At 47.6% G+C, this 22,833-nt stretch carries 22 protein-coding genes, 1 pseudogene and 1 riboswitch; of the genes and pseudogenes, 19 read left to right on the forward strand and 4 right to left on the reverse strand.

What is annotated here, in order from left to right; all coding sequences use genetic code 11:
* A partial coding sequence (locus J7I80_RS02100) for a hypothetical protein (RefSeq protein ID WP_214735781.1) occupies positions 1 to 216 on the reverse strand: 216 nt, incomplete at its 3' end.
* A 208-nt stretch (positions 217 to 424) separates the two neighbouring features.
* Here J7I80_RS02100 and J7I80_RS02105 point away from each other — a divergent pair.
* Complete coding sequence (locus J7I80_RS02105) at positions 425 to 2,131, forward strand: methyl-accepting chemotaxis protein (protein WP_214735782.1); 1,707 nt, start codon at positions 425 to 427, stop codon at positions 2,129 to 2,131.
* Between the two features lie 38 nt (positions 2,132 to 2,169).
* Here J7I80_RS02105 and J7I80_RS02110 read toward each other — a convergent pair whose 3' ends face one another.
* Positions 2,170 to 2,535: an NIPSNAP family protein gene (locus J7I80_RS02110; RefSeq protein ID WP_214735783.1), complete on the reverse strand. Its 366-nt coding sequence runs from the start codon at positions 2,533 to 2,535 to the stop codon at positions 2,170 to 2,172.
* 347 nt (positions 2,536 to 2,882) lie between these two features.
* On the opposite strand from J7I80_RS02110, the gene J7I80_RS02115 reads away from it, so the two are divergent.
* From J7I80_RS02115 to purD, 14 genes are all read left to right on the forward strand, one after another.
* A complete protein-coding gene (locus tag J7I80_RS02115) occupies positions 2,883 to 3,425 on the forward strand; it encodes a DUF2179 domain-containing protein (protein ID WP_214735784.1) in 543 nt (180 codons plus the stop codon).
* Positions 3,422 to 3,628 (forward strand): NETI motif-containing protein, encoded by a 207-nt coding sequence (locus J7I80_RS02120; RefSeq protein WP_214735785.1) that lies wholly within the window; start codon positions 3,422 to 3,424, stop codon positions 3,626 to 3,628. Before J7I80_RS02115 ends, J7I80_RS02120 begins: the two co-directional genes overlap by 4 nt.
* A gap of 112 nt (positions 3,629 to 3,740) precedes the next feature.
* Positions 3,741 to 3,842, forward strand: a riboswitch (purine riboswitch).
* Between the two features lie 134 nt (positions 3,843 to 3,976).
* Positions 3,977 to 4,459: a 5-(carboxyamino)imidazole ribonucleotide mutase gene (purE, locus tag J7I80_RS02125; protein WP_214735786.1), complete on the forward strand. Its 483-nt coding sequence runs from the start codon at positions 3,977 to 3,979 to the stop codon at positions 4,457 to 4,459.
* Entirely contained in the window at positions 4,446 to 5,606 is a 1,161-nt protein-coding gene (gene purK, locus J7I80_RS02130; RefSeq protein ID WP_214735787.1) for a 5-(carboxyamino)imidazole ribonucleotide synthase, read from the forward strand. Before purE ends, purK begins: the two co-directional genes overlap by 14 nt.
* Positions 5,603 to 6,895: an adenylosuccinate lyase gene (gene purB / locus J7I80_RS02135; RefSeq protein ID WP_214735788.1), complete on the forward strand. Its 1,293-nt coding sequence runs from the start codon at positions 5,603 to 5,605 to the stop codon at positions 6,893 to 6,895. Before purK ends, purB begins: the two co-directional genes overlap by 4 nt.
* Before the next feature lie 82 nt (positions 6,896 to 6,977).
* Positions 6,978 to 7,691 carry a phosphoribosylaminoimidazolesuccinocarboxamide synthase gene (gene purC, locus J7I80_RS02140; protein WP_214735789.1) on the forward strand — a complete coding sequence of 238 codons (714 nt, stop codon included), beginning with the start codon at positions 6,978 to 6,980 and terminating at the stop codon, positions 7,689 to 7,691.
* Complete coding sequence (gene purS / locus J7I80_RS02145) at positions 7,684 to 7,938, forward strand: phosphoribosylformylglycinamidine synthase subunit PurS (protein ID WP_102260929.1); 255 nt, start codon at positions 7,684 to 7,686, stop codon at positions 7,936 to 7,938. The genes purC and purS overlap by 8 nt, the downstream gene beginning before the upstream one ends.
* Positions 7,935 to 8,621, forward strand: a complete 687-nt coding sequence (gene purQ, locus J7I80_RS02150) for a phosphoribosylformylglycinamidine synthase subunit PurQ (RefSeq protein WP_214735790.1) — start codon at positions 7,935 to 7,937, stop codon at positions 8,619 to 8,621. The genes purS and purQ overlap by 4 nt, the downstream gene beginning before the upstream one ends.
* On the forward strand, positions 8,605 to 10,821 hold the full coding sequence (purL, locus tag J7I80_RS02155) for a phosphoribosylformylglycinamidine synthase subunit PurL (RefSeq protein ID WP_214735791.1): 2,217 nt from the start codon (positions 8,605 to 8,607) through the stop codon (positions 10,819 to 10,821). The genes purQ and purL overlap by 17 nt, the downstream gene beginning before the upstream one ends.
* Positions 10,806 to 12,218 (forward strand): amidophosphoribosyltransferase, encoded by a 1,413-nt coding sequence (purF, locus tag J7I80_RS02160; RefSeq protein WP_214735792.1) that lies wholly within the window; start codon positions 10,806 to 10,808, stop codon positions 12,216 to 12,218. Before purL ends, purF begins: the two co-directional genes overlap by 16 nt.
* Before the next feature lie 328 nt (positions 12,219 to 12,546).
* Positions 12,547 to 13,590, forward strand: a complete 1,044-nt coding sequence (gene purM, locus J7I80_RS02165; protein ID WP_214735793.1) for a phosphoribosylformylglycinamidine cyclo-ligase — start codon at positions 12,547 to 12,549, stop codon at positions 13,588 to 13,590.
* Positions 13,587 to 14,189: a phosphoribosylglycinamide formyltransferase gene (gene purN, locus J7I80_RS02170; protein WP_214735794.1), complete on the forward strand. Its 603-nt coding sequence runs from the start codon at positions 13,587 to 13,589 to the stop codon at positions 14,187 to 14,189. The genes purM and purN overlap by 4 nt, the downstream gene beginning before the upstream one ends.
* On the forward strand, positions 14,168 to 15,706 hold the full coding sequence (gene purH, locus J7I80_RS02175) for a bifunctional phosphoribosylaminoimidazolecarboxamide formyltransferase/IMP cyclohydrolase (RefSeq protein ID WP_214735795.1): 1,539 nt from the start codon (positions 14,168 to 14,170) through the stop codon (positions 15,704 to 15,706). Before purN ends, purH begins: the two co-directional genes overlap by 22 nt.
* A gap of 78 nt (positions 15,707 to 15,784) precedes the next feature.
* Complete coding sequence (gene purD / locus J7I80_RS02180; RefSeq protein WP_214735796.1) at positions 15,785 to 17,047, forward strand: phosphoribosylamine--glycine ligase; 1,263 nt, start codon at positions 15,785 to 15,787, stop codon at positions 17,045 to 17,047.
* On the opposite strand, the gene J7I80_RS23595 is transcribed toward purD, so the two are convergent.
* Positions 17,025 to 17,138, reverse strand: coding sequence for an EYxxD motif small membrane protein (locus tag J7I80_RS23595; RefSeq protein WP_353050077.1), 114 nt, complete (start codon positions 17,136 to 17,138; stop codon positions 17,025 to 17,027). The two genes, purD and J7I80_RS23595, sit on opposite strands and share 23 nt — an antisense overlap.
* Positions 17,139 to 17,197: 59 nt before the next feature.
* Positions 17,198 to 17,470: a YgaP family membrane protein gene (locus tag J7I80_RS02185; protein WP_214735797.1), complete on the reverse strand. Its 273-nt coding sequence runs from the start codon at positions 17,468 to 17,470 to the stop codon at positions 17,198 to 17,200.
* A 200-nt stretch (positions 17,471 to 17,670) separates the two neighbouring features.
* Here J7I80_RS02185 and J7I80_RS02190 point away from each other — a divergent pair, with 200 nt between their 5' ends.
* From J7I80_RS02190 to J7I80_RS02210, 4 genes and pseudogenes are all read left to right on the forward strand, one after another.
* On the forward strand, positions 17,671 to 19,410 hold the full coding sequence (locus J7I80_RS02190; RefSeq protein WP_214735798.1) for an adenine deaminase C-terminal domain-containing protein: 1,740 nt from the start codon (positions 17,671 to 17,673) through the stop codon (positions 19,408 to 19,410).
* A gap of 66 nt (positions 19,411 to 19,476) precedes the next feature.
* Entirely contained in the window at positions 19,477 to 20,514 is a 1,038-nt protein-coding gene (locus J7I80_RS02195) for a DUF3048 domain-containing protein (RefSeq protein WP_214735799.1), read from the forward strand.
* Positions 20,515 to 20,542: 28 nt separating this feature from the next.
* A complete protein-coding gene (locus J7I80_RS02200; RefSeq protein WP_214735800.1) occupies positions 20,543 to 20,857 on the forward strand; it encodes a YerC/YecD family TrpR-related protein in 315 nt (104 codons plus the stop codon).
* Positions 20,858 to 21,246: 389 nt separating this feature from the next.
* Positions 21,247 to 22,617, forward strand: a pseudogene (locus J7I80_RS02210) (sodium:solute symporter family protein).
* Positions 22,618 to 22,833: the final 216 nt, after the last annotated feature.

The following is a 22,833-nucleotide window of genomic DNA, read 5'->3' on the forward strand; positions in this document are numbered from 1 at the left end:
GAGTAGGACGCCGCCGGGCACACGAAAGAACAGCTGTAATGGCTGTTCTTTTTTTGTATGCTGATTTATAGATGATCTGTGAAATAATGCAGCAACTGAATTATTTGGTCTAAATTCAGACAAGTTTGGAGGTAAAGCACAAAAAGTTGTCTGAACCTGGTACAACTCCAAACAGGTTTGAAGGAGAAGCATAAAAAGCTGCCCTATCAATGCCAACCAACCGCAACCTCAAAACACAGCAAGGATTTATGAAAACAGCTATATTAGCTGTTCTTTTATTTACACAAAAAATCAAAATAAATTGAATGTGTCTATTTTATGAAAACCTTTCACCGATTATGGATATATGCTCTACGCTTCCGATATTACACTAGCAGGTATGGTTTGTATCTAGCAGTAATTTCATCAAGGGGGAGCACGTATTGTGGGGAAGAAAAAGGATGGACTGCGCTTGAAATTAGGGACTAAAATCAATTTAATTGTACTGGGCACGGTTCTGTTGCTATCTGTGATTATTGGCGTAGTCGTAACCAGGGAAGTGACAAAGGGAATCAAGTCTTTTGCGGTGGAGAAGGCAAGGGGAGACCTTGCTCTTAGTGAGCGGTATATCAACAATAAGTTTCCTGGTGAATGGGAAATCAAAAATGGTCAGTTATATAAGGGTGTTCAGCTTTTTAATGATTACTATGAGATTGTAGACACGATTGGTAATGATACAGGTGATACGGTAACAATTTTTCAGGGGGATACCCGGATAGCGACAAATGTCATGCTTGAGGGCAAACGCGCTGTAGGAACGAAGGTTTCTGAAGAAGTGGCTGATGTCGTCCTGAAGCAAGGGAAACCGTACTATGGTGAAGCGATCGTGGCGGGTTATTCCTATCAAACAGCCTATACGCCTATAAAGGATCAGAGTGGTAAAGCAATTGGGATTTTCTACGTAGGATCTTCTGAGAAGACGATCGATGATATTCTATCATCTTTCATGACTAAATTTATCATCCAGGTGATCATTGTCGTCATCATCGCTTCGATAGGGATCTACTTGTTTACGCGTGCCCTTAGAAGAAGGCTTGTGGCAGTATCGGAAGCAATGACTAAGGCTGGTGCGGGGGATTTTACCGCAGAGATTGAGGACCATAGTGGTGATGAACTTAGCGATCTTGCAAATAGTTTCAATAGGATGAAAGATAGTCTAAGCTCAATGCTGAGAGAGGTGTTGGAAACATCAGAACAGGTTGCTGCATCTTCAGAGGAGTTGAATGCAGGAGCTGAACAGACAAGCAGGGCGACTGAGCAGATAACAGAGGCGATTCAGCAAATTGCCGGCGGCTCGGAATCTCAAAAACAGGGTATAGAGGAAAGTGCGAGTTCATTGGAGGAGCTGGCTAAGGGAGTCGCTAATATTGCGGAAACTTCCTCTTTGATTGCTGAAGCCAGTTCGGAAGCAAGTGACCATGCCAAACAGGGTGAGGAATTTGTCCAGCAGACAGCAAGCCAGATAAATTTGATTCATGCTTCTGTTAATGAAACTGGAGAAGTCATCCGCTTGCTGAATGAAAGGTCTAGACAGATTGGGAGTATTTCAGAGGCTATTACCCAAATAGCTGATCAAACCAACTTACTCGCCCTTAACGCAGCCATTGAAGCGGCAAGAGCAGGAGACCATGGAAAAGGGTTTGCAGTGGTTGCAGCGGAAGTTAGGAAATTGGCAGAGCAGTCCCAGATTTCGTCATCCCAGATTTCAGATTTGATCAGGCATATCCAAACAGATATGGAGCATTCAAATGTTTCGATGGAAACTGTTAAAAAAGAGGTGCTGAGTGGCCTCGAAATAGTTGAAGGCTCGCAAAAAAGCTTTCAGGAAATCCTTCGGTCCATGGAGAATCTGAGCGGACAAGTCGAAGGGATGGCTGCTACCGCAGAACAGATGTCTGCGAGTACAGAAGAAATATCATCAACAGTCAATGGAATGGCCTCTATATCCAGGGATTCATCACTGCATAGTCAGAATGTTGCCGCGTCGGCTGAGGAACAATTAGCCTCAATGGAGGAAATAACCGCCTCTGCAAACAATCTGTCAACAATGGCTGAAACGCTAAAGGATACAGTAACAGCTTTTAAAATATAAAATCTTAAACTCCATAAATCAAAAAACATCAAGCCAATTCAGGAATGGCTTGATGTTTTTTGATTTATGGAGACGGTGGAAAGCAGCTTTTCATTCCTGGCTTCCAAAAAGTATTGCTTTTGTACAAGCTCCTTTCCGCCATGTTCATCGTACCAATTTCGAATACGCTTAAGATGTTCTATATCGCTTTTGACATCGCTTTCTATTTCAAGATATGCCTCATAGCTGTCGTATTCCCAAATAGCGAATATTTCTGTTGTATCATCATCATGGGGCAGCATCCATCTGCCGATTAGCCGTGCTCCGTATTTTAATTGATTAGGCAGGTTAATGTCGTTAAATAAGCGATTGAATGGTTCGATGAATTCATTTTTTACTATGTAAAACTTGCGGCGAAAGAACAATATTTACACTCCCTTTTCCCGCTGGTATACACTTCCATATTATTTAGTATGAAAAGGAGACTGTCAATCACTCATCATTTTTTATTTAAAAAAGTTTCAAAACATAAGGTTAAGGAAACCTTAAAATAAGAATCTTTTTAGTTATGGTAATAAAGAATAGTGTCTAGCTCCAGCGCCTAGTCCCTCGAGTCGCTTCGGTCCATCCAATGAAGTCAAAGAGCGACTTCACTGGTCGGCCCTCCAGCGCTTGTCAGGACTGAACAAGGCGCTTGCGCTTTTCCCTTTACAAGTGATTTGATTAATGCGAACATTAGGGATTATTAGAAGAGATGTCTGGAGGGTTTTGAATGCTGGAGAATAGTTTTGTCATGGTGGCCATCATCTTAATCATCAATATTGTGTATGTGTCTTTTTTTACAATCAGGATGATCTTGACGTTAAAGGGGCAGCGTTATTTGGCTGCTGGGCTTAGCACGATTGAAGTTGTGATTTATGTTGTTGGACTTGGTCTGGTGCTTGAGAATTTAAATGAGATACAGAATCTCGTTGCATATGCTGTTGGCTATGGCATTGGTGTCATTGTCGGGATGAAAATCGAAGAGAAGCTGGCACTTGGCTATATTACAATCAATGTGATTACGAAAGAATATGATGTGGATTTGCCGAAGGCTTTGCGTGAACTCGGTTACGGTGTGACGGACTGGGCTGCCCATGGGCTTGAGGGCGACCGGATGGCGATGCAAATTTTAACGCCGCGAAAATATGAATTGAAGCTCTATGAGAAGATTAAGGAATTGGACCCGAAGGCATTTATCATCGCTTATGAGCCAAAATCGATCCATGGCGGATTCTGGGTAAAATCAGTACGGAAAGGAAAGCTGTTTTCATGAGCAAGGGAAAAAAGAAACAAATGTATGAAGTCGGTGAACATGAATCAATCGATGATTGTCTTAATAGGATGAAGAAGGATGGATTCGCCCCTGTCCGCAGGATGGAAAAGCCGATTTTTAAAGAAGTAGAAAAGAATGGCACCGTTGAATATGAGCCTGCTGGCAGGCAGATCCTTTTTGAAGCAAAGTTGATTGAAAGCTGACTTGCGTTAGTAGTTTAAAGCCTTAAACACGAACATTATAAAATAGAAATTACCAAATGTTCGATTATTGATTGACAATAAGTCGAATTAGTTGTTAATATGTAAATGTCGAAAGTGAAATTTAGTTTTCCCTCGTATAATAATGGGGATATGGCCCATGAGTCTCTACCCGGCAACCGTAAATCGCCGGACTATGAGGGAAAGTAGTTTTTAAGTGAAGGGAAAAGAAATCTGCGTTCACTTATGGATTTCTTTGCTTATGCACCCGGACAGACTACTTTCTCTTCTATCAGAGGAAGCAGTCTATCCGGGTTTTTTGTTGTGATACTCCAAAGGGAGGTTAGAGAAATGACGGTTGCAGTCATAATGGGGAGCAAGTCAGATTGGGAAACGATGAAGCATGCATGTGACATACTTGATCAGCTGGAAGTTTCTTATATAAAGAAGGTCGTTTCAGCGCATCGGACGCCGGATTTGATGTTTGAGTTTGCGGAGAGTGCGAGGGACGAAGGTATAAAAGTCATCATCGCTGGAGCGGGCGGTGCAGCACATTTGCCGGGGATGGTAGCGGCGAAGACCACACTTCCAGTCATTGGAGTGCCAGTGCAGTCGAGGGCTCTCAACGGCTTGGATTCACTTTTATCAATTGTCCAAATGCCTGGCGGCGTGCCTGTTGCGACGGTCGCAATCGGGAAAGCGGGTGCAACGAACGCCGGTCTCCTTGCAGCACAGATTCTTGGGGCATTTGACAGTGGAGTTGCACAGAGATTGGAGCGGCTGAGGGAAGAAACAAAAATGTCAGTGATGGAAAGCAGTGATGAGCTTGTCTAAATTGATTTTTCCAGGAGAGACAATCGGGATCATTGGCGGCGGGCAGCTTGGCAAGATGATGGCGCTGTCGGCAAAAGCGATGGGATTTAGGGTGATCGTGCTTGATCCGACAGAGGATTGCCCGTGCGGTCAGGTGGCTGACGAGCAGATTGTCGGCGGATATGATGATCTTGTTAAAATCAAGCAGCTGTCTGATAGCAGTGATGTAATTACTTATGAGTTTGAGAATATTGATGCGGATGCGCTTGACTGGCTGAATAAACATGCCTATGTGCCGCAGGGAACGGAATTGCTGAGGGTCACTCAGGACAGGATAGAAGAGAAGCGCAATATCCAGGCAGCTGGCGTCAGGGTCGCTCCATATGCGGTTGTGACAAGAGTGGAGGATGTCAGGGCAGGTGTCGAGGAACTGGGATTGCCGGCAGTATTGAAAACAGCACGCGGCGGCTATGACGGCAAGGGCCAGCTGGTCATCAGGTCTGTGGATGATATTCCATTAGCTGAAACACTGGTCAGCCAGGGAGCATGTGTACTGGAAAAATGGGTTCCTTTTGAAAAAGAAATTTCGGTGATCATCACTCGCGGTACGAATGGTGAAACTACCGTTTTTCCGGTAGCGGAAAACATCCATAAGGAAAACATCCTGCACCAGACCATCGTGCCGGCGAGAATCAGTTCCATGGCGGAAGAAAAGGCTATGGAAGCAGCTGAGCAAATCGCCTCAGCATTAGGATTGGTTGGGACGCTGGCAGTGGAAATGTTTTTAGCTGAGAATGACGAGCTTTACATAAATGAACTGGCACCGAGGCCGCATAACTCGGGGCATTATAGTATTGAAGCATGTGAGACTTCGCAGTTCGAGCAGCATATCAGGGCAGTTTGCGGCTGGCCATTGGGAAGCACGAAGTTGCTGAAGCATGCTGTGATGGTAAATATCCTGGGGCAGCACCAGCAGCCATTGCTGGATAAAATCGCCGGCTTGCAGGATTGGAAAATCCACTTATACGGCAAAAAAGAAGCGAAGTATAAAAGGAAGATGGGGCATGTGACCCTTTTAAGAGAAACAGTAGAGCAGGCGCTGGCAGAAGCAGAGCAAAGCGGCATCTGGGAAGGCGCAGCAGAAATGATCGGAGGACAAAACAGATGATAGATCGTTATACAAGACCGGAAATGGGAGCAATCTGGACGGAAGAGAACCGCTTTAAGGCATGGCTCGAGGTTGAAATTCTTGCTTGTGAAGCATGGGCTGAGCTTGGGGACATTCCTAAGGAAGACGTAAAGAAACTTCGTGAGAACGCATCTTTTGATATTGACCGTATCAAGGAGATTGAAGAAGAGACGCGCCATGATGTCGTTGCTTTTACAAGAGCGGTGTCAGAGACGCTTGGCGAAGAGCGCAAGTGGGTGCATTATGGCCTGACTTCTACAGATGTGGTGGATACAGCTTTATCGTATGTGCTTAAGCAGGCGAATGCGATTTTGCTGAAGGATCTAGAAAACTTTGTTGAGATCCTGGCTAATAAGGCAAAAGAATATAAATACACAGTCATGATGGGCCGTACTCACGGCGTTCATGCTGAGCCTACCACTTTTGGCTTGAAGCTGGCGCTTTGGCTGGAGGAGATGAAGCGCAATCTGGAGCGATTCAAAATGGCTTCCCGCGATGTGGAGTTCGGCAAGATTTCCGGTGCGGTCGGTACTTATGCGAATATCGATCCATTCGTTGAAGCGTATGTCTGTGAAAAATTAGGATTGCAGCCGGCACCGATTTCGACTCAGACCTTGCAGCGTGACCGCCATGCTTTTTATATGTCGACGCTGGCATTGATTGCAACTTCGATTGAAAAATTCGCAGTAGAGATTCGCGGACTGCAAAAGAGCGAAACTCGTGAAGTGGAGGAGTTTTTTGCGAAAGGCCAGAAGGGTTCATCGGCGATGCCGCATAAGCGCAATCCGATTGGCTCTGAAAATATGACGGGGATGGCAAGGGTCATCCGCGGCTATATGACCACTGCTTTCGAGAATGTACCTTTATGGCATGAGCGCGATATCTCGCATTCTTCTGCAGAGAGAATTATTTTACCAGACGCAACAATAGCATTGAACTATATGCTGAACCGCTTCGGCAATATCGTGAAAAATTTGACGGTATATCCGGAGAACATGAAGCGCAATATGGACCGGACGCTTGGCTTGATCTACTCCCAACGAGTGCTGCTTGCTTTGATCGATAAGGGCATGTCCCGTGAAGAAGCGTATGACACTGTCCAGCCTCGTGCAATGGAAGCGTGGGAAAAACAGGTGCAGTTCCGCAGCCTCATCGAAGAGGATGAAAAGATTGCCGGAATGCTAAGTGAAGCGGAAATCGATGACTGCTTTGATTACAACTACCATATCAAGCATGTGGATATGATTTTTGAAAGACTGGGGCTTTAATACGAAGGGGCAAGGTTTCTTGCCCTTCTTTTAACAATAAGAGACTGAAGATTGCTAATTATCCCAATCGGAGGGCGTTAAAATGGAAAATCTGTTATACGAAGGGAAAGCGAAACGGATTTACGCAACAGATGACGAGCAGGTTGTAAGAGTCCAATACAAGGATTCGGCGACGGCCTACAATGGCGAGAAAAAGGCGGAAATTGTCGGCAAGGGCAGGCTGAATAACGAGATTACGAGTCTATTATTCTTGAAGCTTAGCGGTGTGGGCATCCAATCGCATTTTATCGAAAGAATTTCCGGAAATGAGCAGCTGGTCAAGCGGGTTTCCATCATTCCGCTTGAGGTGGTAGTCAGGAATTACGCTGCCGGCAGTTTTTCAAAGCGCCTTGGTGTTGAAGAGGGCCAGAAGCTTTCCCGGCCAATTGTAGAGTTTTACCTGAAGGATGATGCTTTGGGCGATCCGCTGATTACAGATGAGCATGTCGATGTGCTGAATTTGGCAACTTCAGAGGAATTGGCTGAGCTGAAGACCGCGGCCTTGAAAATCAATGATGTACTTGGAGGTTTTTTTGCGGAGATTGGCGTGAGATTAATAGATTTCAAGCTTGAGTTCGGCAAGGATGCAGACGGGAAGATTTTGCTGGCAGACGAGATTTCACCTGATACTTGCCGCCTGTGGGACATGGAGACACAGCAGAAGCTTGACAAGGACGTATTCCGTCGTGATTTAGGGAACCTGACAGATGCTTATGAAACCATTTTAACGAGATTTGGAGGACAATTGCATGTATAAAGTGAAGGTGTATGTGACGTTAAGAGAAAGTGTATTGGATCCACAGGGGACGGCTGTTAAAAATTCGCTGGCGACACACGGTTACGAAGGCATCCAGGAGGTTCGGATCGGAAAGTATATGGAGCTCACTTTGGATGAAAGCGTGAAGGATGTTGATTCAGCGGTCAAGGAAATGTGCGAGCGCCTGCTGGCAAATCCGGTGATTGAGGACTACAGGTATGAAGTCGAGGAGGTTGTTGCACAGTGAAATTTGCGGTCATTGTCTTTCCGGGCTCGAACTGTGACATCGACATGTACCACGGTGTAAAAGATGAACTTGGCGAAGAAGCGGAATATGTCTGGCATGATGCTGAAAGCCTTGAAGGCTATGATGCTGTGCTTTTGCCAGGCGGCTTTTCATATGGAGATTACTTAAGATCAGGCGCAATCGCGCAGTTCAGCAATGTCATGAAGGAAGTCGTAAAGGCTGCTGAAGCAGGAAAGCCAGTTCTTGGTGTCTGCAACGGATTTCAGATTTTGCTGGAGGCAGGCCTTCTGCCAGGAGCGATGCGCCGCAATGATAGCCTGAAGTTCATCTGCAAGCAGGTTGAACTGAAGGTGGAGAATAACGAAACAATGTTTTCGGCTGGCTATGAAAAAGGCGAGGTCATCACGGTTCCGGTTGCGCATGGTGAAGGCAATTATTATTGCGATGAAGAAACCCTTGCCCGTTTAAAGGCCAATAATCAAATCGTATTCACATACAATGGCGAGAATCCGAACGGAAGCCTGGAGAATATTGCCGGGATCATCAATGAGCGAGGCAATGTCCTCGGTATGATGCCGCATCCGGAGCGCGCAGTCGATGAGCTGCTTGGCGGCGCCGATGGACTGAAGCTTTTCAAATCAATCGTCAAACAATGGAGGGAAGCATATGCGCTTAATGCTTGAGCCAAGTCCAGAGCAAATTAAACAGGATAAGATTTATCAGGAAATGGGACTGTCAGACAGCGAGTTTGCTTCTGCCGAAAAAATCCTGGGACGTACCCCGAACTATACAGAAACAGGTTTGTTCTCCGTCATGTGGTCAGAACACTGCAGTTACAAGAACTCCAAGCCTGTGTTGAAAAAGTTCCCTGTCACTGGGGAGCGTGTATTGCAGGGGCCGGGCGAAGGTGCGGGAATCGTCGATATCGGTGATGGCCAGGCGGTCGTGTTCAAAATCGAAAGCCATAACCATCCATCTGCAATCGAGCCATACCAGGGCGCTGCAACGGGTGTCGGCGGAATCATCCGCGACGTTTTTTCGATGGGAGCAAGGCCGATCGCGCTATTGAATTCCCTCCGTTTTGGCGAACTTGAGTCACCAAGGGTGAAATATTTGTTTGAACAGGTTGTCGCAGGGATTGCCGGGTATGGAAACTGCATCGGAATCCCGACGGTTGGCGGAGAAGTCCAGTTTGACGCTGCTTATGAGGGCAATCCTTTAGTTAACGCGATGTGCGTTGGACTGATCAACCATGAGGATATCAAGAAGGGCCAGGCGCATGGCGTCGGCAATACAGTGATGTATGTTGGCGCGAAGACGGGCCGTGACGGGATTCATGGCGCGACATTTGCGTCCGAGGAATTGAATGAGGCATCGGAAGAGAAGCGTCCTGCTGTCCAGGTTGGCGACCCGTTCATGGAAAAATTGCTGTTGGAAGCTTGCCTTGAGCTTGTGAAAAATGATGCGCTTGTTGGCATCCAGGACATGGGCGCTGCTGGTTTGACGAGTTCATCTGCTGAGATGGCGAGCAAGGCTGGTTCCGGGATCGAGATGAATCTTGACCTTGTGCCGCAGCGTGAAACAGGCATGACGGCATACGAAATGATGCTTTCCGAATCACAGGAGCGCATGCTGATCGTTGTGGAAAAAGGCCGTGAGCAGGAAATCATCGATCTTTTTTCAAAGTATGAGCTTGAAGCAGTTGCGATTGGAAAAGTAACGGACGACAAGATGCTTCGTCTTTTACATAAAGGGGAAGTAGTGGCTGAGGTTCCGGCAGATGCGCTCGCTGAAGAGGCACCTGTCTATTACAAGCCTTCCAGTGAACCGGCCTATTTCCGTGAGTTCCAGAACATGGACAATGAGATTCCTGCTGTTGAAAACTATGAAGCTGTCCTTTTGCAGCTGCTCCAGCAGCCGACGATCGCGAGCAAAGAGTGGGTGTATGACCAGTATGACCATATGGTGCGCACGAGCACGGTTGTTTCACCTGGTTCTGATGCAGCGGTTGTAAGGATTCGCGGCACAGAGAAGGGCCTCGCGATGACGACCGACTGCAACTCACGCTATATCTATCTTGATCCGGAAACAGGCGGAAAGATTGCCGTTGCAGAGGCGGCGCGCAATATTGTCTGCTCAGGCGGCGAGCCATTGGCGATTACTGATTGCCTGAACTTCGGGAATCCAGAGAAGCCGGAAATCTTCTGGCAGTTTGAAAAAGCGGTCGATGGCATGAGTGAAGCGTGCCGGACATTGAGCACGCCTGTAATCGGCGGAAACGTGAGTCTGTATAACGAAACGAATGGCACTGCTGTCTATCCGACACCGGTGGTCGGCATGGTCGGTCTTGTAGAAAACTTAAAGCATGTTACGACGCAGCAGTTTAAAAATGCCGGCGATCTGATTTATCTGCTAGGTGATACGAAGGATGAGTTTGGTGGCAGCGAGCTCCAGAAGCTTATGTATGGCCGGATTTTCGGCAAGGCGCCTGAACTGGATTTAGAAGTGGAAGCAAGCTATCAAGCTCAAGTTTTAACAGCAATCAAAAAAGGGCTTGTTGCTTCTGCCCATGATGTCGCAGAGGGCGGCGTGGCGGTTGCGCTTGCTGAATCCGTGATTGGCAGCAAAGGGCTGGGAGCTAAGGTTACACTGGAAGGCAACGCTGTATCAGCCTTGTTCAGCGAATCGCAATCCCGCTTCATTTTATCGGTAAAAGCAGAGCACCAGATCGAGTTTGAGAGTTTAACAGATGCAGTGCTGATTGGTAAAGTTGTTGAAACACCAGTTTTAAAGATCGATATAGATGGAAGCAATGTGATCAATCAAGATGCAGAGGGGCTGAAAAAAGCCTGGAAAGGAGCCATCCCATGCTTGCTGAACTAAAAGGCTTGAATGAGGAATGCGGCGTTTTTGGAATCTGGGGACATCCCGAGGCAGCACAAATCACGTATTACGGCCTTCACAGCCTGCAGCATCGCGGCCAGGAAGGTACGGGCATCGTTGTCAGTGATGGTCAGCAGCTTAAGGGCCGAAAAGGCGAAGGGCTTGTGACAGAAATTTTCACCTCAGATGCCATGGAAGACCTCCAGGGTGTCGGCGCCATTGGCCATGTCCGGTATGCAACTGCTGGAGGAGGCGGCTACGAGAATGTCCAGCCGCTTCTGTTCCAATCGCAAAACGGCGGCCTGGCCCTTGCGCATAATGGCAATCTTGTGAATGCAGATGCATTGAGGAACCAGCTTGAAGCACAGGGGAGCATTTTTCAAACTAGCTCTGATACCGAGGTGCTCGCTCATTTGATCAAGCGGGGCGGCTTCAGTCAGCTGAGGGATCGCGTGAAAAATGCCTTGCCGATGCTGAAGGGTGCGTATGCCTTTTTGATCATGACCGAAACAGAATTCATGGTCGCGCTCGATCCGCACGGACTGCGCCCGCTCTCATTAGGCAGGCTGGGCGATGCTTATGTCGTCGCGTCTGAAACCTGCGCGTTCGATATCGTCGGAGCCGAGTTTGTCAGAGACATCCTGCCAGGCGAATTGCTCGTGATCGATGCAGATGGCCTGCATTCTGAAATGTACTCTATGAACTCAACCACGGCCATCTGTACGATGGAATATATTTATTTTTCAAGACCCGACAGCAACATCCACGGAATCAACGTGCATGCGGCTCGTAAAAATCTCGGCAAGCAGCTGGCAAAGGAAGTGCCAATCGAGGCTGATGTTGTGACGGGTGTTCCAGATTCAAGTATCTCTGCGGCAATCGGCTATGCAGAGGAATCTGGCATTCCTTATGAGATGGGTTTGATCAAGAACCGTTATGTCGGCCGGACCTTCATCCAGCCATCGCAATCGTTGAGGGAGCAGGGTGTGAAGATGAAGCTTTCTCCGGTGCGCGGAATTGTGGAGGGCAAGCGGGTCATCATGGTGGACGATTCGATTGTGCGCGGCACAACCAGCCGCCGGATCGTAAAGATGTTAAAAGAGGCAGGTGCGACCGAAGTACATGTCGTCATCAGCTCACCGCCGATCCAGAATCCGTGTTTTTACGGCATCGACACCTCGACTCGCGAGGAACTGATTGCTTCTGAACATTCAGTAGAGGAAATTCGCCAATTGATTGGTGCTGACACATTGACGTTTTTGAGTGTCGAGGGAATGCTCGAGGCGATTGGACGCAATGATGGCGGAGAGACCCGCGGCCAGTGCCTGGCATGCTTCACCGGGAAGTACCCGACGGAAATCTATCCGCAGGCCGTTCCTGCCGGGCAGAAGTGTTGATTGGTTTTGGAGTTTTTTCAAAATTTAGGATGACGGCATAATTATCACGAGTTTTCGGGAGATTATGGGCAAAGTTTCGGAGATTACGGCTATGAATTGGGAGATTCCGGCCTTGGATCGGGAGAATATAATGACCTATTAGGAGATTCCCGAAATCATTGGGAAGCTATGATTACCTATTAGGAGATTCACGCTAGTAATCGAGGGAATTTGAATGTTCTTTCTGAGAATCCGCGGTGAGACCGTACATCTTAGGTGCATTTCGAGTAACGATTGAACAAAAAACAGGTAACTAAAGATGAAAACAGCCAAATCGGAGGTAGTGAACATGGCAAATGCGTATAAGCAGGCTGGTGTGGATATTGAGGCCGGGTACGAGGCGGTCGAACGGATTAAAAAGCATGTGAATCGGACGGTCAGGCCTGGTGTAATGGGGGCGCTGGGCGGATTCGGCGGTATGTTCGACCTTTCCAGCCTTGGGCTGAAGGAACCCGTGCTCGTTTCAGGTACGGATGGTGTCGGCACGAAGCTGATGCTTGCCTTTATGATGGACCGCCATGATACAATCGGCATCGACGCGGTCGCGATGTGTGTGAATGACATCGTTGTCCAGGGGGCGGAACCTTTATATTTCCTTGATTACATCGCCTGCGGCAAGGCTCAGCCTGAAAAAATCGAGGCGATTGTCAAAGGGATTGCCGATGGCTGTGAGCAGGCCGGGTGCGCGCTTGTCGGTGGTGAAACTGCCGAAATGCCGGGGATGTACTCTCCAGAAGAATATGATCTAGCTGGATTTGCGGTCGGAGCCTGTGAAAAAGCAGATATCATCAACGGCCAAAAAATCAAGGAAGGCGATGTGCTGGTCGGACTGGCGTCGAGCGGCATCCACAGCAATGGCTATTCGCTCGTGCGCAAGGTGTTTTTAGAGCAGGCTGGCTGGGAGCTTGACCGCCATGTCGAGGAGTTCGGCTGCACGCTTGGCGAAGAGCTGCTCAAGCCGACGCGGATCTATGTAAAATCAGTGCTTGCCGCGATGAAGCAGTTCGAGCTTAAAGGACTTGCCCACATCACGGGCGGCGGTTTTATTGAAAATATCCCAAGGATGCTTCCGGAAGGGCTTGGAGCTAAAATGGAGGAAGGCAGCTGGGAGATTCCGCAGGTTTTCAAAACATTGGAATCTTTAGCACAACTTGATCGTACGGACATGTATAATACATTCAATATGGGCATTGGCATGATAGCTGTTGTCGATAGTAAATTCGCCCATGAAGTTACGGCATTTTTTAACGAGCAGGGCGAGAAGGCTGCTATAATAGGCACAGTTACCGGTTCTGAAGGAATCCAGGTGAAAATGGCTGGTGAGCAGGCATGAAAAAAATAGCTGTTTTTGCATCGGGAAGCGGCAGCAATTTTCAGGCAATCGCGGTTGCGGTCCAGGCTGGCACATTGAACGCTGACATCAGCCTGCTCGTTTGCGACAAGCCGGGGGCTTTTGCAATCGATCGCGCTGAAATGCTTGGGATTCCTGCATTCGTCATAAGCCCGAAGAGCTATCCTTCCAAGGCAGCATATGAAGCAGAGATTTTACAAAAACTCGCTGGTCTTGAAATCGAGATGATTATCCTTGCCGGCTACATGCGTCTTATAGGCCCGACATTGCTTGAGGCTTATGAAGGCAAAATCGTGAACATCCACCCGTCATTATTGCCTGCTTTCCCTGGAAAGGATGCGATTGGCCAGGCGCTGGCAGCTGGAGTGGAGAAAACCGGAGTGACGATCCATTACGTCGATGAAGGGATGGATACCGGACCGACCATCGCGAGTGCGACAGTGAAAATTGCGCCAGGCGAGACGCGGGAGACACTTCAAAAGAAAATACAGCGGATTGAACACAGCCTGTTTCCGGAGGTTTTGGAGCAGCTGTTGAACGGAGAAGAGGAGGCAGTACAATGGGAAAAAAGCGTGCACTGATCAGTGTTTCAAATAAGGAAGGAATTGTCGAATTAGCGAAAGAGCTTGTACAGCTTGGATTTGAGATCGTCTCGACAGGAGGTACAAAGCAGGCGCTTAAGGATGGCGGCGTCCCGGTCATCGGCATCAGCGATGTGACAGGTTTTTCAGAGATTCTTGAGGGGCGGGTAAAGACGCTTCATCCCAAAATTCATGGCGGCCTGCTTGCGAAGTATGATGATCCATCCCACCAGGCTCAGCTGTCTGAAAATGAAATCGAGAAAATTGAGCTTGTCTGCGTTAATTTGTATCCTTTTAAAGAAACTATCTCAAAACCTGGTGTTACGCCTGAGGATGCGATCGAAAACATCGACATCGGCGGCCCGGCGATGCTGCGTGCCTCTGCGAAAAACCATCAATACATAACAGTAATTGTCGACCCTGCGGATTACCAACAGGTGATTGAAGAGTACAAAAGCCATAATGAAACCAACCTCGAAACCCGCCGTCGCCTGGCTGCTAAGGTATTCCGCCACACGGCTGCTTATGATGCGCTGATTGCGGAATACATGACCAACCTTGCAGGCGAGGAACAGCCGGAAAAAATGACGGTGACTTACGAATTGAAGCAAAGTCTGCGCTATGGAGAAAATCCTCATCAAAAAGCAGCTTTTTACCAGAAGCCGCTTGGCTCAGCATTTTCGGTTGCGGCAGCGGAACAGCTTCACGGAAAAGAGCTTTCCTATAACAATATCAATGATGCTAACGCTGCTTTGCAGATTGTAAAGGAATTCTCCGAGCCGGCAGCGGTTGCGGTCAAGCACATGAACCCTTGCGGAGTTGGCACTGGAAAAGATATTTTTGATGCTTTTGGAAAAGCTTTTGAATCAGATCCAGTTTCGATTTTTGGCGGCATTATCGCACTGAACCGCGAAGTGGACGGAGAAACTGCCCGAAAGCTATATGAAATATTCCTTGAGATTATTATTGCGCCTTCTTTTAGCGCCGAGGCGATGGAAATTTTAACGGCCAAGAAAAACCTTCGTTTATTGAAGGTCTCATTTGACGGGGAAGCTTCAAAGGAAAACACACTGTCCTCGATTGAAGGCGGATTGCTTGTCCAGGAACAGGACGCTTTTGGCTTTGAGGAGGCAGAAATTTCAGTACCGACGAAACGTGAACCGACGGAAGCCGAGTGGGAAGCGTTAAACCTAGGCTGGAAGGTTGTTAAGCATGTTAAGTCAAACGCGATTGTCGTGGCGGATAAAGACATGACGCTCGGCATCGGTGCAGGGCAAATGAACCGTGTCGGTGCCGCTAAAATTGCCCTGGAACAAGCGGGTTCAAATGCGGATGGAGCAGCGCTCGCATCTGACGCGTTCTTCCCGATGGATGACACAGTCGAAGCAGCGGCAAAAGCCGGAATCACGGCGATCATCCAGCCAGGCGGATCTGTCCGTGATGAAGATTCAATTAAAAAAGCGGATGAATATGGGATTGCGATGGTGTTTACAGGCGTAAGACATTTCAGGCATTAATGGATGACCAAATACGGTTTTGGGTTTGAGTAAGGTGTCAATTAATCAGTTATCCTGAAATTTACGGGGGTGCGTGTTATGAAGGTTCTTGTGGTTGGCAAAGGCGGCCGTGAGCATGCGATTTGCCGGAAGGTCAGCGAAAGTCTGCTTGTGTCAGAGGTTTTGGCTGCGCCGGGAAATCCAGGAATGGCAGACTGTGCGAAGCTGGTGGCAATCAATGAGACCGAACTGGATAGACTTGTTTCTTTTGCAAAGGAGGAGCAAGTCGGTCTGACAATTATCGGTCCGGAGGTTCCTCTGCTGGAGGGTCTGGCAGATCGTTTCATTGAGGAAGGGCTGAAGGTGTTCGGTCCGCGTAAAGCTGCGGCAATCATTGAGGGAAGCAAGTCATTCGCGAAGGATTTGATGAAAAAGTACGGTATTCCTACAGCTGCATACGAAACATTCACTGATTATGCCGAGGCCCGGGATTATCTCGGCCAGGTTGGAGCACCGATTGTCATCAAGGCAGATGGACTCGCGGCTGGCAAGGGTGTTGTCGTGGCGATGACAGTAAAGGAAGCAGAGCAGGCTTTGCAGGAAATGATGCTGGAGAGTAAATTCGGCGAGGCGTCATCGAGCGTGGTGATGGAGCAATTTTTAACAGGGGAAGAGTTTTCACTGATGGCGTTTGTGAACGGGGATAGTGTGATTCCACTTGAAATCGCTCAGGATCATAAGCGTGCCTTTGATGGCGACAAAGGGCCGAATACCGGCGGCATGGGCGCGTATTCACCAGTCCTCCACATCAGAAAGGAATCGATCGAGGTTGCAGTGGAGCAAATCCTTAAACCGGCGGCGATTGCGATGGAGATGGAAGGGCGCAGCTTTACCGGAATTCTGTATGCAGGGCTGATTGAAACAATGGACGGTCCTAAGGTGATTGAGTTCAACGCGCGCTTCGGCGATCCGGAAACACAGGTGATTTTGCCAAGGATGAAATCAGATCTGGTCGAGATCATGCTAGAAGTGCTGGAAGGAAATAAGCCAGAGATTGAATGGCATGAGGAGGCAATGGTCGGCGTAGTCGTCGCGGCGAAAGGCTATCCTGAGGAATATGAAAAAGGCGCTGTATTGAAGGGTCTTGAAAACATATCGCAGGTGTTTCATGCGGGCACGTCGGAAAACAGTGATGGTGAGTTTGTGACCAATGGCGGCAGGGTGCTGCTTGTCGGGGCCAAAGCGTCTTCATTAAAAGAAGCACAGCAAAAGGTATATGCTGAGCTTAAGAAACTGGACTGCCCGGAAACCTTTTACCGAAAGGACATAGGCAGCAGGGCTATCGGGCACGTCTCCTGCTAGAGCCCTTCGCGTAAACAAGCACAAGGGCGATGATGCTTCCGATCAATGCAATCCAGACGAAGCTGACATCCATTATATATTCCCAGAACATAGTATCATCTCCTTTAGATTAAGCCCCCGGTTTATTGGGGGCTTTTGTATTACTTAAGATCAACTCGGGTTATAAGGAATCCAGCCTTCAGAATCCCCATTTTCAGCGTTCCGGTCCTCCATCATGTCCTGGCCTTTTTCATATGCGGCAGTCAGCGGGCAATAACGGACAATCCCTTCTCCGACTTTCATTGCACCCATCATCGCCATGAAAATATAGGAATCCCTCCATGGTCGTTTTACCATTTTCGATGTCGACCATGCCAGGATTGTCAAACCCGCAGTAATCCTGATTAGCGCGTTGATAATTCCGATATTCGGACGTACATTCATTATCCATCGCTCCTTTACTCCATTTTTACAGTTAATTTGAAATTCTTTAATGCGTTAAACAGTGAAATATGTTACGATAGTACAATAATGTAAGGGCTTACTTTTTGAGCGAATTACGATTTTAAACATGAGGCTCTGTTAAATCCAAATCAACAGCCATTTTTAACAGAGCTCTAACATAGAGAAAAGGGGAACATGGTATGGAACAACGTTATCGATGGAAAAACAAACAATTGCGCGACCATGCTGCTGTTTTGGACGGCACCCTTTCACCGACGGTCTTATTGAAGAATGCGACATATTTGAACCAGACATTCCGCAAGTGGATGACTGCGAACATTTGGATTTACAATGACAGGATTGTGTATGTTGGTGAAAACCTGCCTGAAAATACAAAGCAATGTGAAATAGTGGATTGCACCGGGATGAAGCTGGTGCCGGGCTATATTGAACCTCATGCCCATCCATTTCAACTTTATAATCCCCATTCTTTCGCTGCCTATGCATCGCAGACGGGGACCACGACACTGATCAATGACAATATGGTGCTGGCTTTACAATTAGGAAAAAAGAAAGCGTTTTCTTTTATTAATGAGCTGAATGACAATCCAGTAACCATGTATTGGTGGTGCCGTTTTGATGCGCAGACTGAAATCCAGCATGAGGAGGAGGTTTTCTCTAACAGCAATGTCAGGGCCTGGCTTGAGCATGAGAATGTCGTCCAGGGCGGTGAGCTGACGTGTTGGCCGAAGCTGATGAACGGCGACGACATGATCCTTCACTGGATGCAGGAAACGAAGCGCCATCACAAGAAAATCGAGGGACATTTCCCTGGTGCATCAGAAAAGACGCTGGCGAAGATGATGCTGTTTGGCGCGGATTGCGACCATGAGGCGATGACTGGCGAGGAAGTCCGCAGAAGGCTGATGCAAGGTTATATGGTTTCCTTGAGGCATTCCTCGATCAGACCGGATTTGCCGAAGCTGCTCGATGAGATTCATGAACTGGATATCGCAGTTTACGATCGGTTTATGATGACGACAGACGGGTCATCGACTGCGTTTTACGAAAATGGCGTGATCGATGAATTGATCCGCATTGCCATCGATCGAGGCGTCCCGGTCATAGATGCCTATAACATGGCAACGATTAATGTGGCACGCTATTATAATTTCGAGCATCTTCACGGCAATATTGCGACAGGCCGGGTTGCGAACATCAATATTTTAGGTGATGAAATGAACCCGACACCTGTGTCAGTTCTGGCAAAAGGCCAGTGGGTGAAGCGTGATGGAGAAGTGATTGATGCAGCGAAAGAACTGGACTGGACTCAAATGGGATTTGAGCCACTTAAAATGGATTGGGACCTGACGACGGATGATATGCAATTCTCGATGCCTTTTGGAATTAAAATGGAGAATTCGGTCATTACAAAACCGTACTCGATTTCAATTGATGTGTCCGCTGAGGAATTGTCTTCAAATCATGATGAGTGCTTTTTCATGCTGATTGACCGTCATGGGAAATGGCGCATTAATACCATGCTGAAAGGGTTCGCGACCGACTTGCAGGGGCTGGCAAGCTCGTTTTCCAATACCGGTGACATCATTCTGATTGGTAAAAACAAACAGGATATGATGGCTGCTTTTAACAGGATGAAGGAACTCGGCGGAGGAATTGTCGCCTGTGAAAATGGCGTGCCTGTCAAGGAGATTCCGTTAAGGCTGCAGGGCATCATGTCGAGCCATCCGGTGACTGAGCTGATGGCGGAGGAGAAGAAGCTGCTTGGCTATTTAAAGGAAAAAGGCTATAAATTCGCCGATCCGATATATTCACTATTATTCTTCAGTTCAACGCATTTACCATATATCCGTATCACACAGGAGGGTATCTATGATGTGATGAAAAAAACGGTACTCTTTCCAACGATAATGCGTTAAAATATAAAAGTGCATCTAGACAAAGACAGCCATGAACGAACTGGGAGTTCAAGGGGTGGCGGAATAATGAAAAAATGGATCGCTGTGCTGGCAGCCGCAATAATCATTACGGCGGGGTGCAGCAGTAAAGAGACAGAGAAAAAAGAAGCAACAGAACATAAAGAAAAAGAGATTGAAGTAGAAGAGACGGTTCCACCGGAGGAACTTCCGTATCAATTCCCGCTGACCGGGGTGGGTACGGCAGAGGAGAGTTCTGACCGTGCGGTGGCTGTGGTGGTCAATAACCATCCAAAGGCGCGGCCGCAATCAGGTCTTGATAAAGCTGACGTCGTCCACGAGGTTCTTGCCGAAGGAGACGTAACAAGGTTCATCGCGATTTTTCAAAGCGAGCACCCTGAAAAAATAGGGCCGGTCCGCAGCGCGAGGGAATACTTTATCGACCTGGCATCCGGGTATGACAGCTTTTTTATCGCCCACGGCTACAGTCCTGAAGCGAAAGATATGCTTGAACGCGGAGTGATCGATAACATCAACGGCATGCAGTATGATGGAACATTGTTCAAACGGGCCGATTTCCGGAAGGCACCTCATAATTCTTATATCACCTATAAGAATATTGTGAAGGGAGCGGAAAAGAAAGGCTACGAACTTGATGAAGCACCTGCTTCTGCAGTATTCTTGAGCAGTGAGGAAGCTGAAGGCCTGGAAGGTACTCCGGCAGAAGAATTCATGGTGAAGTACGGATCGCCGTCATTCGATGCAATCTACGAATATGACGCGGAACAACAGAAGTACCACCGTTTTAACGGCAGTGAAGAAAGTGTGGACTTTGAATCGAAGGAACCAATCCTGATTGATAACATCCTTGTCGTGCAAATGGACCATCGCGTTGTTGATGATGCAGGCCGAAGGGTGATAAATATGGAATCGGGCGGCAAGGGATATCTGTTCCAAAAAGGCAAAGTGAATGAGATACAATGGAAAAATGAAGCTGGCAGGATCGTCCCTTATAAGGATGGAGCAAGAGCTGGTTTCGTTCCCGGGAAAACATGGATCAACATTGTCCCATCGATCAGCGATGTCTCATTCGACTCTCAACAATAAAATTTGAGTGAAATAAGGGGTAGACTATATGCAAATTGATAAACTTAGAGGAAAAGAACTCGATCAATTATTCAAGGCGATTTTATCGCTGAAAGATCTCGATGAGGCGTATCGCTTCTTCGACGACCTGGCGACAGTGAACGAAATCCAGTCGCTTGCACAGCGCCTTGAGGTTGCCCGCATGCTTCGCGAGGGCAAGACTTATCATAAAATCGAGACAGAAACAGGCGCGAGCACGGCAACCATTTCCCGTGTCAAGCGATGCCTGAACTATGGAAACGATGCGTATGAAATGGCGCTCGAAAGATTGAAAGAGCAGGAAAACACTGAGAAAGCGAAATAGTAATTTGATGGAGGACGGAACCAGGTTTGGTTCCGTTCTTTTTTATGCTCGTACAACTGGAAAAAATCATTGGTAATTTCCAATTCGCTATAAAAATGAAAAATTCGCTATAAAAAAGTCTTTTTCGCTATAAAATTCATTTTTTCGCTATAAAATTGAGATTTTCGCTATAAAAGTAATTCGGTCGAAGCAAAAAACTGGTCGGATGATTAACAGTAGAGCATTATCACAAGCATCGCGCGTTTGTTCTGGGGGAATTTCAAGGATTTCTTGCTTAATAGCTAACTTTTAAGGGTAGGGGGTAAGTAAAATATACATTTTGGAGTGAGTTGATGGGGGCAAGTTTGACGGTTATTGCGATTGTAATCATTTATTTAGGAATTATGATCATGATTGGGTACATATCTTCGAAAAAGATCAATGATAATGAGGATTTCCTTGTTGCGGGCCGGAAGATGGGTCCGTGGCTGCTGGCAGGAAGCCTTGCTGCGACCGAGGTTGGCGGCGGTTCTTCGCTAGGGGTGGTGGAAAAAGCTTATGGCGATTGGGGATTTTCGGCAGTCTGGTATGTCATTACGATGGCAATTGCGTTCATCGTGCTGGCGTTCCTGGCACCGATGCTGCGAGACGCTGCTGTAAAAACAGTTCCTGAGTATTTCCGCAGGCGATATGGGCAGGCGAATTCACTTGTAACATCGATTATTATGCTGCTGCCAATGGTCGGGCTGACGGCGGTGCAGTTCATCGCGTCGGCAACGATTCTATCGGTGATGACCGGCTAGAGCTACACGGTTTCAGTCATCATTGTAACGGTGGTTGTCACGTTATACAGTGTCATGGGCGGGATGTACAGCGTTGTTTATACCGATGTCGTCCAGTGGATTTTCATCATCGTCGGAATGGCGCTGATCATTCCATTCACACTCCAGGCTGGCGGCGGATTCGAGCAGGTGACAGCCAATATCCCGGAGGCAAAATGGAGCCTCGTTGACGGTGCCGGCTGGGGTACAATCATTGCGCTCGTCGTGATGTATATCGCATCCTTCACAGTTGGCCAGGAGGCGGTCCAGCGCTATTATTCTGCCAAAGACGGCAAGGCTGCTAAGCACGCATCCTATATTACTTCTATTGTGTATGTGCTGTTCGCGTTCATCCCGGCGGTGATTGGTCTGTTCATGTATGGCATGGTCGAGAATGGCCAGATCGATGGGACGATGCTGATGGAAAGAGGCGCGCAGTACGCATTGCCGGTGCTGGCAATGGAGGTGCTGCCAGATGTGGTCACGGGGATCCTGTTCGCGGCGCTGATTTCAGCGACAATGTCCAGTGCGTCTAGCAATCTATTGGCAGCTGGTTCTATTTTTACGAATGATATTTACCATCAGTATATCAACAAGGATGCAGCTGACGGAAAGCTTTTAAAAATGGTCCGCTATACAATGTATGTGGTTTCAGCATTCGCTTTGCTGACAGCAATCTGGAATGTCTCCGATATCATTACATTGCTCATGTTCTCCTTTACACTGAGAGCTGGCGGGGCCTTCATTCCTTACGTGCTAGGGCACATTTGGGAAAAAGCGAGCCCGGCAGGAAGCCTGGCATCCTTGTTCCTTGGAAGTCTGGCAGTCTATCTAGGCGAAAAAGAAATCATCAGCTTCTTTGGGCTCGATCCTATTTATCTGGCACTGATTGTGAGTGGCATCAGTTTTTATGTGTTTTCACGATTATTCACCGAACAATACGAACACCGAGATCTATAATTTTCATCAAAAAGCGTTCCGGCATTTGGAGCGCTTTTTTTCTACATATACAGATATATTTCTCACTTCGAGAAATGTCCAGCTCCATCTCCAGCGCCTAGCCAGTTTTCATCCTGATTTAGCATCCTAGATTATCATGCGAGAAGCGTTAGCTTTGAGCAGCTCGAGACGCTTGTCTAGTGTCGCCTCCTGGAAACTCCGAAACTTCAACTCCGC

This window comes from Bacillus sp. ISL-41 (assembly GCF_018613235.1).
GTDB lineage: Bacteria > Bacillota > Bacilli > Bacillales > Cytobacillaceae > Mesobacillus.

Bases quoted from the DNA above. Each gene is read 5' to 3' on its own strand.
- purF (WP_214735792.1), top strand. From the start codon at position 10,806: ATGCTTGCTGAACTAAAAGGCTTGAATGAGGAATGCGGCGTTTTTGGA.
- J7I80_RS02195 (WP_214735799.1), top strand. From the start codon at position 19,477: ATGAAAAAATGGATCGCTGTGCTGGCAGCCGCAATAATCATTACGGCG.
- purD (WP_214735796.1), top strand. From the start codon at position 15,785: ATGAAGGTTCTTGTGGTTGGCAAAGGCGGCCGTGAGCATGCGATTTGC.
- J7I80_RS02190 (WP_214735798.1), top strand. From the start codon at position 17,671: ATGGAACAACGTTATCGATGGAAAAACAAACAATTGCGCGACCATGCT.
- purL (WP_214735791.1), top strand. From the start codon at position 8,605: ATGCGCTTAATGCTTGAGCCAAGTCCAGAGCAAATTAAACAGGATAAG.
- J7I80_RS02200 (WP_214735800.1), top strand. From the start codon at position 20,543: ATGCAAATTGATAAACTTAGAGGAAAAGAACTCGATCAATTATTCAAG.
- purC (WP_214735789.1), top strand. From the start codon at position 6,978: ATGGAAAATCTGTTATACGAAGGGAAAGCGAAACGGATTTACGCAACA.
- purE (WP_214735786.1), top strand. From the start codon at position 3,977: ATGACGGTTGCAGTCATAATGGGGAGCAAGTCAGATTGGGAAACGATG.
- purH (WP_214735795.1), top strand. From the start codon at position 14,168: ATGGGAAAAAAGCGTGCACTGATCAGTGTTTCAAATAAGGAAGGAATT.
- purS (WP_102260929.1), top strand. From the start codon at position 7,684: ATGTATAAAGTGAAGGTGTATGTGACGTTAAGAGAAAGTGTATTGGAT.
- J7I80_RS02115 (WP_214735784.1), top strand. From the start codon at position 2,883: ATGCTGGAGAATAGTTTTGTCATGGTGGCCATCATCTTAATCATCAAT.
- purK (WP_214735787.1), top strand. From the start codon at position 4,446: ATGAGCTTGTCTAAATTGATTTTTCCAGGAGAGACAATCGGGATCATT.
- purB (WP_214735788.1), top strand. From the start codon at position 5,603: ATGATAGATCGTTATACAAGACCGGAAATGGGAGCAATCTGGACGGAA.
- purN (WP_214735794.1), top strand. From the start codon at position 13,587: ATGAAAAAAATAGCTGTTTTTGCATCGGGAAGCGGCAGCAATTTTCAG.
- J7I80_RS02120 (WP_214735785.1), top strand. From the start codon at position 3,422: ATGAGCAAGGGAAAAAAGAAACAAATGTATGAAGTCGGTGAACATGAA.
- J7I80_RS02185 (WP_214735797.1), bottom strand. From the start codon at position 17,470: ATGAATGTACGTCCGAATATCGGAATTATCAACGCGCTAATCAGGATT.
- purM (WP_214735793.1), top strand. From the start codon at position 12,547: ATGGCAAATGCGTATAAGCAGGCTGGTGTGGATATTGAGGCCGGGTAC.
- J7I80_RS23595 (WP_353050077.1), bottom strand. From the start codon at position 17,138: ATGTTCTGGGAATATATAATGGATGTCAGCTTCGTCTGGATTGCATTG.